The organism is Chryseobacterium sp. L12, from assembly GCF_056133985.1.
Window position 1 is genome coordinate 117,143 of the sequence record NZ_JBVYOF010000002.1, and the last position, 16,451, is coordinate 133,593.

Below are 16,451 nucleotides of genomic sequence, written 5' to 3' on the forward strand. Positions count from 1 at the left end.
ACCGGAAAGTTTGACATCAAAATTACCATAAAATTCCGTAATTTTGCACAGCGTGATTTTCTGGTAAAATCGCTCCAAATTATGAGTAAATCAACAGAATATATAGAAGTTTACGGTGCACGTGAACACAATCTTAAAAACATCAATGTAAAAATTCCGCGCAACGAATTGGTGGTTATTACCGGGCTTTCCGGCAGTGGAAAATCCTCACTGGCTTTCGACACCATTTTTGCGGAAGGTCAACGCCGATACATTGAAACTTTTTCTGCTTACGCAAGGCAGTTTTTAGGCGGGCTGGAACGTCCTGATGTAGATAAAATTGAAGGACTGTCTCCCGTTATTGCCATCGAACAGAAAACCACCAACAAGAATCCACGTTCTACCGTAGGAACGGTTACTGAACTGTACGACTTTCTCCGACTTTTATTCGCAAGGGTTTCAGATGCATATTCACAGACTACCGGAAAAAAACTGGTAAGCTATACCGAAGATCAGATTCTGGAAACCATCAAAGAAAATTATAAAGGCGAAAAAATTATGCTGATGGCTCCTGTGGTACGTTCCAGAAAAGGACATTACCATGAGCTTTTTGTACAGATGGCAAAAAAAGGTTACGGACAGGCAAGAATTGACGGCGAATTGCAGGATATTGAATACGATCTGAAACTTGACCGTTATAAAACCCACGATATTGACATCGTAATCGACCGCTGGATTATTGGAGAAAGTGCTTCTGAAGCCAGAATGGAAAAATCTCTACGTACCGCTATGGAAATGGGAGAAGGCTTGATCGGCATTCAGAAATTAGGAAGAAATGAGATAGAATATTTTTCTAAAAATCTGATGGATGCCGAAACCGGTCATTCTTTGGCATTGCCGGAACCGAATACATTTTCTTTTAATTCACCGAAAGGAAGCTGTCCCAATTGCAAAGGTTTGGGTACCATCAAAAAAATCAATACCGATTATTTTGTTGAAAATCCTAAATTATCAATCAATCAGGGAGGTTTGCTGCCTTTGGAAGATATTAAATCAAACAAATATATTCTTTCCCAAATTAAAAATATTCTGGAAATATTTGGACTGGATTTATCAACAGCTTTCAAAGATATACCGGAAGAAGCGCTGGATTATATTTACAACGGATGTCATAAGGAATTTAATAAAGATCTTAAATACGCAGGAATTACCAAAAAGATAAAGGTAAGTTTTGACGGGCTGATTCCTTTCATGGAAGAAATCATTGAGGAACGAGAATCTTATGAAGCCATCATGCTGGAAAGACATTTTACAACGGAAGAAACCTGTCCGGTATGTAAAGGAACCCGCCTTCAGCAGGGAAGTCTGAGTTTTAAAATTGATGGAAAAAATATTGCAGAAGTCAATGCTTTGAGTTTAATTGATCTAAAAGAATGGCTTGCTGACGTAAAAGATAAATTTTCTGAGAAAAATAAAATTATTGCTCACGAAATTTTAAAGGAAATAGAAACCAGATTGCAGTTCTTGTTGGATGTAGGTCTGGATTACCTGAGTCTGAGCAGAAGTTCCAGAACACTTTCCGGTGGAGAATCCCAAAGAATCCGCCTTGCAACGCAGATCGGTTCGCAGCTGGTAAATGTTCTTTATATTTTAGACGAACCAAGTATCGGGCTGCATCAAAGGGACAACGAAAGGTTGATCAATTCACTGAAAAATCTGCGTGACATCGGAAATTCTGTTTTGGTGGTAGAACATGATAAAGACATGATTCTGGAAGCTGATGAAGTTTTAGATATTGGTCCGAGAGCCGGGAAATTTGGCGGAGAAATTCTTTGGCAGGGAAAACCTGAAGATCTGGTAAAAGCTGATACGATCACAGCACAATACATCAACGGAAAAAGAAAAATAGAAATTCCCGCGGAAAGACGAAAAGGAAATGGTAAAAATATTGTGTTAAAAGGTGCAACCGGAAACAATCTTAAAAATGTTACGCTTGATATTCCTTTAGGAAAACTGGTGGTGGTTTCAGGGATTTCCGGAAGTGGAAAATCTTCATTGATCAACGGAACTTTGTATCCTATTCTTAACAAGCATTTTTACAGAGCTGTTCAGGAACCTTTGCCGTATAAAAAAATTGAAGGTCTTGATAATATTGATAAAATAGTAGATGTAGACCAGACTCCGATTGGAAGAACCCCACGTTCAAATCCTGCAACTTATACAGGGATGTTTACCTACATCCGAAATCTTTTTGCCGAATTGCCGGAATCTAAAATCCGAGGCTACAAGCCGGGAAGATTTTCTTTCAACGTAAAAGGCGGAAGATGCGAAACTTGTCAGGGAGGCGGTTTGAAGGTTATTGAGATGAATTTTTTACCCGATGTGTATGTTCACTGCGAAACCTGCAACGGAAAACGTTTCAACAGAGAAACGCTGGAAGTCCGTTACAAAGGAAAATCAATTTCTGATGTATTGGAGATGACGATTGATGAAGCCGTAGAGTTTTTCCAGCCGATTCCTAAAATTTTCGCAAAAGTAAAAACGCTGCATGATGTAGGATTAGGATACATTACTCTTGGACAGCAGTCTACCACGCTTTCGGGAGGCGAAGCGCAGCGTATCAAGCTGGCAACAGAACTTTCAAAAAGGCAGACCGGAAACACTTTATATATTCTTGATGAACCGACAACCGGACTTCATTTTGAAGATGTGAAAATTCTGATGGAAGCCATTAATAAACTGGTTGAATTGGGCAACTCATTCATTATTATTGAACATAATATGGATGTCATTAAATTGGCAGATCATATCATCGACGTGGGTCCAGAAGGTGGAAAACACGGCGGACAAATTGTTGCACAGGGAACACCGGAGGAAATTATTAAATCTAAGAAGAGTCTGACAGGGAAGTTTTTGAAGAAGGAAATGTAATTTAAACAAGTAGTGTTATCAAGGTTTTAAATTTTGACAAGGTTGAATGGGATATTTTATTTCTTTAAGTTTAGATTGCGACTTTTCACTTTGTGTCATTCACATTCTCAGTTAGCATTGTCTCTGAGAGAAGCGAAACAATAAACATTCTTTAAGTGGTAAATTGCAAACTGATACAATATAAAATCCGTCTCACAAGTGAGACGGATTTTATATTTATAAAAAAAAACAGAAATTATTCTGTATCGTATTTGCTGATTACTTTTTGGGTAACTCCGGAGCTGCTGAATCCACCGTCGTGGAAAAGATTCTGCATTGTCACTTTCTTGGTAAGATCTGAGAAAAGCGTTACACAGTAATCTGCACATTCCAAAGCAGTTGCGTTGCCAAGAGGAGACATATCTTCGGCATAACCAAGGAAACCACCAAAACCTTTTACGCCGCTTCCTGCCGTAGTTGGAGTAGGAGACTGGGATACAGTGTTTACACGCACTTTTCTTTCTCCCCAATAGTTTCCAAAAGTTCTTGCAATGCTTTCAAGATAAGCTTTGTTATCAGACATATCGTTATAATCCGGAAATGTTCTCTGAGCAGCGATATAAGTAAGCGCCAAAATACTTCCCCATTCATTCATACAGTCTTTTTCGTACGCTACTCTCATTACTTTGTGGAAAGAAACAGCAGAGATGTCCCATCCTTTTTCCAACCAGTCATAGTTCATTTCTGTGTAATGTTTACCTTTTCTTACGTTGATAGACATTCCTATGGAGTGTAGAATAAAATCAATCTTACCAAATTTTGCGATAGCGGCATCAAAAAGCTTTTCAAGATCTTCAATAGAAGTTGCATCTGCACCAATAACTTCCGAGCCTGTTTTTTCTGCTAATCCGTTTAGCTCGCCCATTCTCAGAGCGATGGGAGCATTAGATAAAATGAATTCAGCACCTTCTTCGTGGCATCTTTCAGCAACTTTCCATGCGATAGATTGTTCATTAAGGGCTCCAAAAATAATTCCCTTCTTGCCTTTAAGTAAACCGTATGACATAATTTTTTAATGTTAATTTGATTACAAATGTAGCAATAATTTGTGTTTAGAGCATAATAAAAACGAAGCCTTCGTAAAAAAGACTTCGTTTTTCTCTGATAATATATAAAAGACTAAAAAACTATTAATTTGTTTTCTTGTTCCATTCTGCTTTTACATCTTCAGCAGCATCTTTGGTTTTTTCCCAGGCATCATTCGCTCCGTCTTTAACGTCTTCCCAGGTTTCTGATGCGTTGGCTTTTACTCTGTCGAACCAATCTTCCTGAGTCGCTTCCTGATCATTATTTCTTTTTTCGTTGATATAATCTCTCGCTCTGTCTGCCAAATCACTTACTTTCCATTTTGCATCATTAGCTGTATTTCTTAAAGAATTTTCTGTGTTGTCAACCGCTTTCTCAGCTTTGTTGTAATCTTGATTTTCCATAATATTGATATTTAGTGTTAATTGAATTACAGTAAAACAGACAAGAAGTGTTCCTAAAAGAAGAATTATTTTGTTAAACTTTTCATAAATCTTCAGTTTCTGGCAGTAATTGTCAGTAAACGTCTATTTTATAATTTCTATTCTAATTGTAGCGCAGTTTAATTTATCAATAGGAATTGCTGAAATTGTGAATTTATTTAGTTTTTATTGAATTTTATATTAATAATTATCTTTTATGGTATTTTTATTCAATTTATTACTAATTTGCCTATTTTTGTATTAAATAAAAACTAATGAAAACAAAATTTTTAACTGTTGCATTTATTGCTGTTCTGAATTTAAGTAATATGTTTAGTCAGGTTGGGATAGGAACAACAGCTCCTCATTCATCATCTATTTTGCATCTTAACAGCACAAATAAAGGTCTTTTGCTGACAAGTATTTCTTTGTCATCTGTAACGGATGCCTCTACCATTCCATCACCTGCAACAGGACTCTTGGTCTGGAACAATGGAACGGGTGGACTTTCTCCCGCCGGATTATATTATTGGAACAATTCTCAATGGAATTTTATATCCAATGCAAGCAGCGGAAGCTCATCAACAGGATGGAGTACAAACGGAAATAATGCAGGATCATATTCCGGTGCTTCTACTACGCTGTCTATCGGAACTTCAACATTTGATGATTTGGTTTTTAAAGTGAATAATGCAAATGCAGGTCGTCTTGGAACTAACGGATCGGTTCTTTTTGGTACAGGAACTTCTTCTTCACAGAATGGTGTTGCTATAGGAACCAACTCGACAGCAAACAACAATGAAAGTACAGCAGTAGGAGCAGGTTCAAGTGCAGCAGGTTTTCAGTCTCTTGCTTTGGGATACAATGCAAAAACAAATTCCAATAACGAAACGGCTGTAGGTAATAACGCACAAACAAACGGGCAAAATTCTACTGCACTGGGTACAGGAACCAATGCATCGGGTCAAAATTCTACAGCATTAGGATTTGGAGCGTCAACAGCACAAGCTAATGCTATTGTTATAGGTAATAACAATGCCAACGTAGGGATCGGAACAAGCACACCCAATACTTCTGCAAAAATAGATGTAAACGGACAATATAAGCTTGGGGAGAGGGGAAGCATTCACAAAAATCAGATAAGTTTTGAAGTATTTCCGTCAGTTTCAATTGCTGGTTTGCAGTCAGGAAGAACTACAACAATCAATATTCCAATTCCTGCAGCATTACAGCCAGCTTCTACACGTGCAAGTATTGTAGTTTCTCCGGCATCAGATTTTGCAGGAATTTCAGAATTTGGAATTAATAACCCACGCCTTACTTCCACTTCCAACATAACGATCAATGTCACCAATATTACCAACGGAACGGCCAGTTTAAACTCAGGACATTTTTATGTAACAATCAATGAATTTTAAACCAAAATCAATATAAATGGAAAAGGATTGCAACCAGCAATCCTTTTTTTTACTTTATAATCCTTTCTAAAACCCATTCAATCAGTTTTCTTTCGGAAACCTGATGGTTGGAAGAAAATTCACCTCGCCTTCTGTTGGCAATAACATTATTAACTGTAATTGCTTTATGACCTAATAATTTTGAAAATGCATAAATTGCAGAAGTTTCCATTTCGAAATTGGTGATTCCCAGATCATTTAAGTTTTCAAGAAATTTTTCATCCAAAGCTTTTAAGCGTAGCTGTCTTCCCTGCGGCGCATAAAATCCCGGAAAAGTAGCTGTATTGCCGTGATAAGCTGCATCTTTATACAATTCGCCCAATTCTTCAGACCATTCTGAGAAATAAAGCATTGGCTTAATATTCAGATAAGGGAAATTTTCATAAAAGTTTTTAGAAAAATCATTTTCAAAATGATAATCCTGATAAAAATTCATCAATCCGTCTAAACCTACAACATTCTGGGTAACCAGCATATTATCTACCTTTACATCCGGATTTACACTTCCGCATGTTCCCATTCTGAAAAGACTTAACGACTGATGTTCTTTTTTGAATTCTTTGTTTTTCAGATCAATATTCACCAAAGCATCAAGCTCATTCATGACGATATCAATATTTTCTGTACCAATTCCTGTAGACATCACAGAAATTCGTTCACCACTCAAAGTTCCGGTATGGGTATAAAATTCACGTTTATTCTTTTTGATTTCAATGGTATCAAAGTACTGCGAAACTTTCGGAACTCTGTCGGGGTCCCCTACCAATATTATTTTTTCAGCAATATCTTCAGGTAAAAGATTCAGATGATAAACACTTCCGTCCGCATTAAGCACCAGTTCTGAAGCAGCAAGTTTATTGAGCATAATTATTATAAGTTTATGTATTCAGTTTAATTTTTTGGGGAGTTAAAATTACTAAATTTTAGGTGAATAAAAGATAAACATTATTTAATTCGCTGTTAAAACTGCTGTAATGTTCAGATAATAGTTTTGCAGTATGAAAATATATCCGTTATTGATCTTTGTTGCTTTCTTCGGTTTTTTTGTGATGTCTTTTGAAACTGCAGATAAAGGAGTGAAAGTAGAAAACAATTTTATTTCTTCTGCTTTACTGGACTTTAAAAAAAAGGTGGAGAAACTTAAAACCGATGTATATCTTTACCAAGATGAAAAAGCAGATATAGAAACCGTTCGCAAATCGCTGTCATCTGCAAGAAACTCATATAAAGAGATTGAGTTTTATATCGCCTATTACTATCCTGAGTTTGCCAAAACTCATCTGAATGCCGCTCCTTTATTCAGAATAGAAGCAGCCGGAACTTCCGCTTTTACTTTACCGCCGGAAGGATTACAGGTTTTGGATGAATTGATTTTTTCTGATGAAGCTTCTGATAACAAACAAAAAATTATTGAAATCACAGACTTTTTATATAATAACTATAATAACTTTTATCTGAGTGCAGCCCAAAACGGAACGAGCCAAGGTGTCAATAAAAGTCTTCCTTTACGGATTGAGCTGATCAGAATTTACACTTTAGGGCTTACCGGATTTGATACTCCCGGTTCGCTCAATATTTCTGAAGAAGCGGGACATGCTTTATCAGGAATAAAAAAATATATCAAAAACGATCTGTATTTCCGAAACTTTGCAACAGAAAAGGCAGAGCGGATGCTGTCTGATGCCATTGCCTATCTTTCTTTTCATACAGATTTTGAAAGTTTTGACCGAATTGAATTTTACAAGAAATATCTGCAGCCAATTTATGAGGAAATGGGAAAGTGGGATGGAAATGCTGATGAATTGAAGGAATTTTCAGGCTGGAATCCTTCCAATAAGAATATTTTCAGCAGTGATTTTCTGAATCCGTATTTTTACACGCTTCTGAAAGAATCTGAAGATAATGACCAGTTGAGAAATCTGGGAAAAAGAATTTTTTACGATAAAACATTAAGCGATAACGGAAAAATGAGCTGCGCGAGCTGCCATTTGCCTGAAAATGCTTTTACAGATTTACAGCCAAAATCTTTGAGTAATATTAAGGATAAAACTGTTCTCAGAAATTCCCCGTCTCTTTATAATGCTGTTTTTGCGAAGAGATTTTTTTACGATATGAGGGCGTTTTATCTTGAGCAACAGGCTGAACATGTAATTTATAATAGTGATGAGTTTAATACAAGCTATGAAAGCATTATCAAGAAGCTTAAGGCAGATTCAGGCTACAAAAAGGCATTCAGAATAGCTTATAAAAACTCAGAAATCAATCAGAAAACTTTTTCTAAAGCATTGAGTTCCTACGTTGCATCCCTTTACTCGTTTGATAGTGATTTTGACCGTTTTATGAGAAATGAAATAGAGGTTTCTGAAGATGTAAAGAAGGGATATAATCTTTTTATGGGAAAAGCCAACTGTGCCACCTGTCATTTTGCACCTCATTTTTCAGGACTTGTTCCTCCTTTTTTTAATGAAAACGAATCTGAAGTTTTGGGCGTGACAAAAAATCCAATTCAGAAATTTCCTTTAGAAATAGATGCTGACAAAGGAAGAATCAACAGCAACGTAAAAAAAGAAAATTCCTGGATTTATGAAAATTCTTTTAAAACGATGACGGTAAGAAATATTGCCCTAACGAAACCGTATTTTCACAACGGAACGTTCAGTACACTGGAAGAAGTTATAGATTTTTATAATGAAGGCGGAGCAGAAGGGCTGGGTTTGAAAATAAATAATCAGACTTTACCTGCAGATAAACTGAATCTTTCGTCTCAGGAAAAGCAACAGCTTATTTCTTTTCTTAATTCACTTACCGATATAAGTAAAGTAAACTCTAAAGGAAAATAGTTTTTTTAACAATAATTTAATCCTCGTAATATTCAGTTTTTGATTTGTTAATTTTTGGATTAGTTTATTTAAAACCTTATTAATAAAGACTTGGCAAAGATCAGATAGTTTTGCAACAGTAAAAATAAAAAGTATTAAAATGAAGAAAAAACTACTTACAGTTGCTATGCTTGCATCAATGGCAGGCTCACTGATTCATGCACAGACTACCATATTCGGACAGGGATCATCATGGAGCTACGATGACAGTAATGTGGCGTTGCCTGCTCAATGGAAAAATGCAGATTACAATATCACTTCCTGGGCTTCCGGAAACGGACCTTTAGGATACGGTGATCCGGTAACCACAACCATTAATTCAGGATTAATCACGGCTTATTTTGCAAAAGATTTTACAGTAAATCTGGCAGATTTAAGCGATAATATGGAATTTGGAGTAAGAAGAGATGATGGTATTATCGTGTATCTTAACGGACAGGAAGTCATAAGAGATAATATGCCTTCGGGAACCGTTACTCACAATACGTTTTCTAGTACTACAATAGACGGAGCTGCGGAAACTGCGATCAATCTCTTTACCATTCCGAAAAATAAATTTGTACAGGGTATTAATAGAATTTCTATCGAATTGCATAACAGAAGTGCAACAAGCTCAGATCTGACAATAGATGCTCATCTGAAAACCACTGTACCTGTGACACCGCCTGTCAATACATGTACCGGAACTCATATCAGCTGTTTTACATCTATTGTACCTACCAGCCAGACTTCTAAACTTATTATTCCCGCAGAACATACATATCAGATGATTCTGAAAGAAGGTGACAGCTATACCGAAGGTGGAGGAATGGTAGGTGGTCTTAATGACTTTACCGGTTATGTGCCAAAAAACTCAAGCAGTGTAGATGGTTATCTGTCCGTGAACCACGAGACCAATCCGGGAGGTGTAACGATGGCTGAAATCAATTACAATTCTACAACAAAACTCTGGCAGCTTACCAAGTCAAGAGGAGTAAGTTTTTCTGCACCAAGTCTGGTACAGACCATTAGAAACTGCTCAGGAGGTGTTACTCCATGGGGAACCATTGTTACGGCAGAAGAATCTGTAACAGGAAATGATACCAACGCAGACGGTTACAAAGATTACGGCTGGCTGATTGAAATAGATCCCGCAACAGCACAGGTTATTACAACCAATACAGATGGAAGCAAAGGAAAGCTTTGGCAGATGGGGATTATGAACCATGAAAATGTAGTAATCAATAATGCAGGAACTACTGCGTATTATGGGGAAGATGGAGGAACGCACATGATTTACAAATATGTAATGGATACTCCTAATAATCTTAGCTCAGGAAATTTATATGTATTAAAGCTTGATCAGGGATTATCAAACGGAAATCCAGTAACTACAACCGGAATCTGGATTCAGGTTCCGAATAAAACAAAGGCAGACCAAAACAATACAGCTGCATTGGCACAGTCTCTGGGCGGAACTCAGTTCAACGGAGCAGAAGATGTGGAGATCAGCCCAATTGACGGAAAGATTTACTTTGCAGCAAAAGGTTTAAATAAAGTATACCGTCTCCAGGATAACGGAACTACCGTTTCTCAGGTAGAAACATTTGTTGGCGGGCTTACAACACAATATTCATTCAACACAGCACAAGGGGTAAAAACCGAGACATGGGGAGATGGTAATGATAACCTTACTTTTGATGAGCTTGGTAACCTGTGGGTGCTTCAGGATGGCGGTAAAAACTATATTTGGGTAGTAGCTCCGGACCACACTCAGGCAAATCCGAAAGTAAGACTTTTTGCTTCCATGCCTGCAGGATCAGAACCAACAGGATTAACATTTACACCAGATCACAAATTCGGATTCTTCTCTGTTCAGCACCCGAGTTCTACAATTTCTACTGATATTGATGCAACTGGAAATACCATTGATTACAGAGGCAAATCTGCAACTATGGTTATTGCTCTTAAGCAATTTTTAGGAACTCAGCAGGTTCTTGGAACATCCGAAACTGTTGCCCAGTCAGATGTAACAGTGTCACCAAATCCTACTGCGGGACTTGTAAAAATCAATTCGCCAAAAGCATTGAAAAATCTTTCGGTTACTGCTTATAGTATGGATGGTAAAATTGTATACAGCAAAACTTTCAACGGATCAAATACTTCATTAGAGCTGGACTTTACTGCACAACTCCAGACAACAAAGGTATTGATGCTTAATATTGAAGCAGAAGGATTCCAGAAAACGGTAAAAATCCTCAAAAAATAAATTACTAATTTTCTTTCACGGCTGCCGGCAGTTTCTTTGTCGGTGGCTTTTTATTTGTAAAATATGAAAAAGCTCTTTCTATTTGCGGTTGTTTTCTTTGTTTTTTTTCAAACCAAAGCACAGATTGATCCTCTTAAATATCCTACATTTACAGACATTCAGGAAGCATTGGCTGCTAAAAAAACAGTTTACAGCATCAGTTTCAGAGATAAAGGTATCTATAATGTTTCTCCCGAAATATCAAAGTTTAAGAATCTTTTTTTTCTTAATCTTATGGGAAACAATCTTGAACAGATTGATCAGGAAATTTTTTTGCTTAATGAGCTTGAAATTCTGAATATCAATTCCAACAACATCAAATTTATTCCTGACGAAATCGGAAAGCTGAAAAACCTTACCAATTTCTCTATGAATCTCAATCAGCTGGTAAAAATCAATGAAAATCTTGCAAATCTTCAACAATTAAAAATAGTACAGTTTGATGCCAATAATATCACAGTATTTCCTGAGGTTTTACTGAAAATAAAAGGACTCGAAGAAATAAATCTCTCATCCAATCAGATCAGTTTTATCAGTCATGATCTGAGCGTGATTGAAAATTTAAAGTATCTGAATCTTTCTGCCAATCAGATCAATGATTTCAGCAACATAAGACTTCCGAAGAAACTGAAATACCTGGAGTTGCAGCACAATTCAATTGTCAGCCTTTCTGAAAAGCTTTTTGAGTCGGAAAATTTAGAATTTTTGAATGTAAGTGATAACAGAATTAAAGAAATTCCACAAAATGTAAAAAAACTGAAATCTGTTGTCAGTATGAATCTGGCAAATAATCAGCTTAAAGATCTTCCGAAAGAATTTAGCAGACTCAAAAATCTGAAAACATTAATTTTAGCGGGAAATCCGATGAATCATGAGACTATTGAGAAATTAAAAAAAATAATGCCTCACACACAAATCTATTTTTAGATTATCCGCCGACTCTTTTGGTTTTATAGCCCATTTCTTTCAGGATATTCATTATTTTATCCCGGTTGTCACCTTGTATGATGATCGTTCCGTCTTTTTCAGAACCACCTATTCCCAGCGTGGTTTTTATTTTTTTTGAAATTTTCTTCAAGTCTTCTTCACTACCTTCCCATCCTTCAACGATGGTTACAGGTTTTCCGTTTCTGCCTTTTTTTTCAAATTTACAAACCAGAGGTTCTTTTTGCTTAAATTCTTCTTCAGGCATTTGAAAATCCTGTTCTTCATGTTCCGGGAAAAGGTTTTTGAGTTGATCACGTAAGTCCATAAAGCAAAATTAAAAATTATTGTTAATTTGATGTAACCTTTCCTTATATTTATTTGTCTTTTTATAATAATTCAACCACTATGAGAAATATTATCTGCATTTTAACGACAATATTATTGTCCTTTGGTATGGCAAAAGCACAGTCAGGGTTTTCAGAAAGTCCTCTGAATGCCATATTTGAAACTAAAGATGTTGACAACTTCTGGAAAGCATTTGATGCTATGGAAACTTCAAAAAGCAATCCTTTTGAAGAATATATGAGCAGCGGTTCGCCGGGAGTGAAAGGATTTACACCATACAGGATATTGAATGCCGACTCATTATACCTTATGGTAAAAAACAAAAAAGAAGATTATATAAAAAGTAAAAATGTTCTGTCTGAAATCGGTTATAAAGAAAAAAGAATAAAAGCTATATACAGCGCATTGAAATATTGGTATCCGGAAGCTAAATTTCCGCCAGTATATTTTGTTTACGGACGTTTTAATTCCGGAGGTACGATTTCCCAGGACGGAATAATCATCGGAACGGAAATGCTTAAAGATCTGAACGGAATTACCGGGCTAATTGCACATGAGCTGATTCATTTTCAGCAGAATATCAAGGGAGATCATTCTTTATTGAGACAGTCTCTGGTTGAAGGCAATGCTGATTTTGTAAGTGAATTGGTGTCCGGAGAAAACATCAGCAATCCACACTTTAAGTACGGAGACGCAAATTCTGAGAAGCTTTATAAGGAGTTTGTAACAAAACTGAAAGAAGACGATTTGCAGGACTGGCTTTATGGAACAAGCGGGAAGGATAACAGGCCCAATGATTTGGGGTATTGGATTGGTTATAAAATTACCGAAGCATATTTTAATAAGCAACCGGACAAGCACAAAGCAATTCAGAATATTCTGAATATAGAGAATCCTCTATTATTTCTCAAAGAAAGCGGATTTTTGGATCCTTACATCAGAGAATATGTTAAAAAAAACAATACGAAATTCGATGACTTTTTTAAAGAATATTCTGACGAAACTCATGAGGTAACCTTTATAGTCAATGTTCCTGATAAAAATGATGAAATTTATATTACCGGAAATCAGCCGGAACTGGGAAGCTGGAATCCATCTTCTTTGAAAATGAACAGAAAAAACAACTACCAAAGATACATTACCTTAAAAATTCACCTTCCTGCACAATTAAAATTTACAAAAGGAAATTGGGACAAAGAAGCTGAAGTTTCAGAAATTGATAAAGGCAGCAATATAAAAATACAAACATTACCTTCAAAAACAATACATTATCAGATAAAAGGGTATCGCAATTAAACAATGTTTTTAATCTTTGTAGTCAATAATATTTCGTCGAAATTTAAGTCTTTCAAATTCTTCAATTCGCTTTAAAATCAATAAATTTGTTTGTTAAATAAATTTAAAATGTCAAAAAAAGCAATATTAGCAATACTTGATGGTTGGGGTTTAGGAACAAATCCTAATGTTTCGGCATTAGCTCAGGCAAATACACCATTTATAGACAGCTGTTATCAGAAATTCCCACATACAACTTTAGAAGCAAGCGGTTTGGCAGTAGGACTTCCTGCGGGACAAATGGGAAATTCCGAAGTAGGACATATGAATCTGGGAGCAGGAAGGGTTGTTTATCAGAATCTGGTAAAGCTCAATATGGCAGTAGAAAACGGAACTTTAGGACACGAAGAAGTTATTCAGCAGGCATTTGCTTATGCAAAAAGAGAAAATAAAAATGTGCATTTTATCGGTTTGGTTTCTAATGGTGGAGTGCATTCACATATCAATCATTTAAAAGGCTTATTATCTGCGGCCAAAGAGTTTGGTTTAAATGAAAACGTATTCGTTCATGCATTTACAGACGGCAGAGATTGTGATCCTTACTCAGGGCTCGGATTTATTGAAGAACTTCAGAATCATATGCTTCATACTACTGGAAAGCTGGCTTCCGTGATCGGAAGATACTATGCGATGGATAGAGACAGAAGATGGGAAAGAGTAAAGCTGGCTTATGATGCTATGGTGGAAGGTATTGGTCTTCAGACTACAGATGCTGTTACGGCAATAAAAGCTTCATACGAAGAAAATGTAACAGATGAATTCATCAAACCGATTGTAGTTGTAAACACTACACAGCTTGGAAATATTGTTCCGGTAGGAAAAATTGTAGATCATGATGTGGTAATCTGTTTCAACTTCCGTACAGACAGAGGAAGAGAAATTACCGAAGTACTTTGTCAGCACGATATGCCTGAGTATTTTATGCATAAACTGAATCTCCATTACATTACACTCACCAATTATGACAAGACTTACCAAAATGTAAATGTTGTTTTTGACGAAGAAGTTTTGAGAGAAACAATGGGTGAGGTTTTAGAAAGAAATGGCAAGACACAAATCAGAATTGCTGAAACCGAAAAATATCCTCACGTTACATTTTTCTTTTCCGGAGGTAGGGAAGAAGAGTTTCACGGTGAGAAAAGACTGCTGTGTCCAAGCCCAAAAGATGTTCCTACTTACGATCTGAAACCGGAAATGTCAGCTTACGAAATTACCAATGTCATTTTACCTGAATTGAAAAATCAGACAGCAGATTTTATTTGTTTAAATTTTGCCAACACAGATATGGTAGGTCATACCGGTGTTTTTGAAGCTGCTGTAAAAGCTGCCGAAACTGTTGATCAATGCATTGAAAAAGTAGCAACAATGGCCTATGAGAATGGCTACACAGTCTTTATTCTGGCAGATCATGGCAATTCGGATGTCATGATAAATGAAGACGGATCTCCAAACACACAGCATTCTACCAATCTTGTTCCGTTTATTGTAATGGATAAAGATAAAGAGTGGACTCTGAAACCAGGAAAACTGGGTGATGTGGCTCCTACTATATTACATACAATGGATATTGAAATTCCTGCAGTAATGACAGGAGATATTTTGGTATCTTGATACAAAATAATAATCTTAAAATAGCGTTACAATAAGAGCGTGTTTAATTTGTTTGCATAAGACTTTTGAAATATTATGTTAATTAAAAAGTTTTTGATAAGCAAACTCAGATAGTAATGCTATTTTTAATGATTTATATCAGGCATGGTATGAGATACATACGATATTATGCCCCAAATAATAAATAAATCATATCTTTGTAAATTATAAATTTTATTTTTAAATGTACAATCAGCTGGTAAGAAAAGAGGTAATGAGTATTTTGGAGAAGGAAGTCAGTTCTTTTCTTGATAAATTTTTGACTCCGATAGAAAAAATATGGCAACCTTCAGATTTTTTACCTGATCCGTCAAGCGAAGATTTCAAACACGATTTAGACGAAATACAGACCTTTGCACGAGAAATGCCTTATGATCTTTTTGTAACCTTAATTGGTGACTGTATTACAGAAGAAGCTCTACCGTCTTACGAATCATGGTTAATGGGTGTTGATGGCGTTAATCAGGAAGAAAAAGTAGGCTGGGCAAGCTGGGTAAGATCTTGGACTGCTGAGGAAAACAGACACGGAGATCTGCTGAACAAATACCTTTATCTCTGCGGAAGAGTAAATATGAGAGAAGTAGAAATTACAACTCAGTATTTAATCAGTGACGGTTTTGATCTGGGAACAAGTATGGATCCTTACAGAAATTTTGTTTATACCAGTTTTCAGGAAACAGCAACCAATATTTCCCACAGAAGAGTAGGTACACTGGCTAAGCAGTCAGGAAACGGTAAACTGGCAAAAATGTGCGGAGTAATTGCAGCAGACGAAGCAAGACACGCAAAAGCTTATAAACATTTTGTGACCAAAATTTTAGAGCTTGATCCTTCAGAAATGATTTTGGCGTTTGAAGATATGATGCGGAAAAAAATCGTAATGCCTGCTCACATGATGAGACAGTCTGGTCAGAAAGCCGGAGAACTTTGGGGGCATTTTTCAGACGCAGCGCAAAGATGTATGGTCTACACAGGTCAGGATTACATCAATATTATGAAAGAGCTTCTTGATGAATGGAAAATTGAGCATGTAACAGGTCTTACCGAAAAAGCAGAAAAAGCACAGGAATATTTAATGAAACTTCCTTCCAGATTGCAAAAAATAACAGACAGATTATCCACACCGGATTTACAGTTTGAATTCAGCTGGGTGAAGAATTAAAATATTTTAATT

The 16,451-nt window shown here is 36.3% G+C and carries 12 protein-coding genes; 8 read left to right on the forward strand and 4 right to left on the reverse strand.

Features of this window, described 5'->3' with window-relative positions; genetic code table 11:
- Positions 1-81: 81 nt before the first annotated feature.
- Complete coding sequence (gene uvrA / locus AC0NBN_RS03155; protein ID WP_160811585.1) at positions 82-2,910, forward strand: excinuclease ABC subunit UvrA; 2,829 nt, start codon at positions 82-84, stop codon at positions 2,908-2,910.
- Positions 2,911-3,145: 235 nt separating this feature from the next.
- On the opposite strand, the gene AC0NBN_RS03160 is transcribed toward uvrA, so the two are convergent.
- Entirely contained in the window at positions 3,146-3,955 is an 810-nt protein-coding gene (locus AC0NBN_RS03160) for an enoyl-ACP reductase FabI (RefSeq protein ID WP_089741198.1), read from the reverse strand.
- A 124-nt stretch (positions 3,956-4,079) separates the two neighbouring features.
- Complete coding sequence (locus AC0NBN_RS03165) at positions 4,080-4,379, reverse strand: hypothetical protein (RefSeq protein ID WP_160811586.1); 300 nt, start codon at positions 4,377-4,379, stop codon at positions 4,080-4,082.
- A gap of 293 nt (positions 4,380-4,672) precedes the next feature.
- On the opposite strand from AC0NBN_RS03165, the gene AC0NBN_RS03170 reads away from it, so the two are divergent.
- Positions 4,673-5,815 carry a hypothetical protein gene (locus tag AC0NBN_RS03170; protein WP_160811587.1) on the forward strand — a complete coding sequence of 381 codons (1,143 nt, stop codon included), beginning with the start codon at positions 4,673-4,675 and terminating at the stop codon, positions 5,813-5,815.
- A gap of 49 nt (positions 5,816-5,864) precedes the next feature.
- Here AC0NBN_RS03170 and AC0NBN_RS03175 read toward each other — a convergent pair whose 3' ends face one another.
- The gene (locus tag AC0NBN_RS03175) at positions 5,865-6,719 is read right to left on the reverse strand and encodes a nucleoside phosphorylase (RefSeq protein WP_160811588.1); all 855 of its coding nucleotides are present in this window, start codon (positions 6,717-6,719) and stop codon (positions 5,865-5,867) included.
- 133 nt (positions 6,720-6,852) lie between these two features.
- Here AC0NBN_RS03175 and AC0NBN_RS03180 point away from each other — a divergent pair, with 133 nt between their 5' ends.
- The 3 genes from AC0NBN_RS03180 (at position 6,853) to AC0NBN_RS03190 (ending at position 11,947) form a co-directional block, all read left to right on the forward strand.
- Positions 6,853-8,694, forward strand: a complete 1,842-nt coding sequence (locus tag AC0NBN_RS03180; RefSeq protein WP_160811589.1) for a cytochrome c peroxidase — start codon at positions 6,853-6,855, stop codon at positions 8,692-8,694.
- 139 nt (positions 8,695-8,833) lie between these two features.
- The gene (locus AC0NBN_RS03185) at positions 8,834-10,981 is read left to right on the forward strand and encodes an alkaline phosphatase PhoX (protein WP_160811590.1); all 2,148 of its coding nucleotides are present in this window, start codon (positions 8,834-8,836) and stop codon (positions 10,979-10,981) included.
- Positions 10,982-11,044: 63 nt separating this feature from the next.
- A complete protein-coding gene (locus tag AC0NBN_RS03190) occupies positions 11,045-11,947 on the forward strand; it encodes a leucine-rich repeat domain-containing protein (protein WP_160811591.1) in 903 nt (300 codons plus the stop codon).
- 1 nt (position 11,948) lies between these two features.
- Here the strand turns inward: AC0NBN_RS03190 and AC0NBN_RS03195 are convergent, their stop codons facing one another.
- Positions 11,949-12,272, reverse strand: a complete 324-nt coding sequence (locus AC0NBN_RS03195; protein ID WP_130913245.1) for a translation initiation factor — start codon at positions 12,270-12,272, stop codon at positions 11,949-11,951.
- An 80-nt stretch (positions 12,273-12,352) separates the two neighbouring features.
- Here AC0NBN_RS03195 and AC0NBN_RS03200 point away from each other — a divergent pair, with 80 nt between their 5' ends.
- From AC0NBN_RS03200 to AC0NBN_RS03210, 3 genes are all read left to right on the forward strand, one after another.
- Positions 12,353-13,588 carry a DUF2268 domain-containing putative Zn-dependent protease gene (locus AC0NBN_RS03200; RefSeq protein ID WP_160811592.1) on the forward strand — a complete coding sequence of 412 codons (1,236 nt, stop codon included), beginning with the start codon at positions 12,353-12,355 and terminating at the stop codon, positions 13,586-13,588.
- A gap of 108 nt (positions 13,589-13,696) precedes the next feature.
- Positions 13,697-15,238 (forward strand): 2,3-bisphosphoglycerate-independent phosphoglycerate mutase, encoded by a 1,542-nt coding sequence (gene gpmI, locus AC0NBN_RS03205; RefSeq protein ID WP_143883694.1) that lies wholly within the window; start codon positions 13,697-13,699, stop codon positions 15,236-15,238.
- Positions 15,239-15,461: 223 nt separating this feature from the next.
- Complete coding sequence (locus AC0NBN_RS03210) at positions 15,462-16,439, forward strand: acyl-ACP desaturase (protein ID WP_143883695.1); 978 nt, start codon at positions 15,462-15,464, stop codon at positions 16,437-16,439.
- The last annotated feature ends 12 nt before the right edge of the window (positions 16,440-16,451 follow it).

Excerpts from the sequence above, each read along its gene's own strand:
- AC0NBN_RS03180 (WP_160811589.1), top strand. The coding sequence starts at position 6,853 with ATGAAAATATATCCGTTATTGATCTTTGTTGCTTTCTTCGGTTTTTTT.
- uvrA (WP_160811585.1), top strand. The coding sequence starts at position 82 with ATGAGTAAATCAACAGAATATATAGAAGTTTACGGTGCACGTGAACAC.
- gpmI (WP_143883694.1), top strand. The coding sequence starts at position 13,697 with ATGTCAAAAAAAGCAATATTAGCAATACTTGATGGTTGGGGTTTAGGA.
- AC0NBN_RS03170 (WP_160811587.1), top strand. The coding sequence starts at position 4,673 with ATGAAAACAAAATTTTTAACTGTTGCATTTATTGCTGTTCTGAATTTA.
- AC0NBN_RS03195 (WP_130913245.1), bottom strand. The coding sequence starts at position 12,272 with ATGGACTTACGTGATCAACTCAAAAACCTTTTCCCGGAACATGAAGAA.
- AC0NBN_RS03165 (WP_160811586.1), bottom strand. The coding sequence starts at position 4,379 with ATGGAAAATCAAGATTACAACAAAGCTGAGAAAGCGGTTGACAACACA.
- AC0NBN_RS03210 (WP_143883695.1), top strand. The coding sequence starts at position 15,462 with ATGTACAATCAGCTGGTAAGAAAAGAGGTAATGAGTATTTTGGAGAAG.
- AC0NBN_RS03190 (WP_160811591.1), top strand. The coding sequence starts at position 11,045 with ATGAAAAAGCTCTTTCTATTTGCGGTTGTTTTCTTTGTTTTTTTTCAA.
- AC0NBN_RS03160 (WP_089741198.1), bottom strand. The coding sequence starts at position 3,955 with ATGTCATACGGTTTACTTAAAGGCAAGAAGGGAATTATTTTTGGAGCC.
- AC0NBN_RS03200 (WP_160811592.1), top strand. The coding sequence starts at position 12,353 with ATGAGAAATATTATCTGCATTTTAACGACAATATTATTGTCCTTTGGT.
- AC0NBN_RS03175 (WP_160811588.1), bottom strand. The coding sequence starts at position 6,719 with ATGCTCAATAAACTTGCTGCTTCAGAACTGGTGCTTAATGCGGACGGA.
- AC0NBN_RS03185 (WP_160811590.1), top strand. The coding sequence starts at position 8,834 with ATGAAGAAAAAACTACTTACAGTTGCTATGCTTGCATCAATGGCAGGC.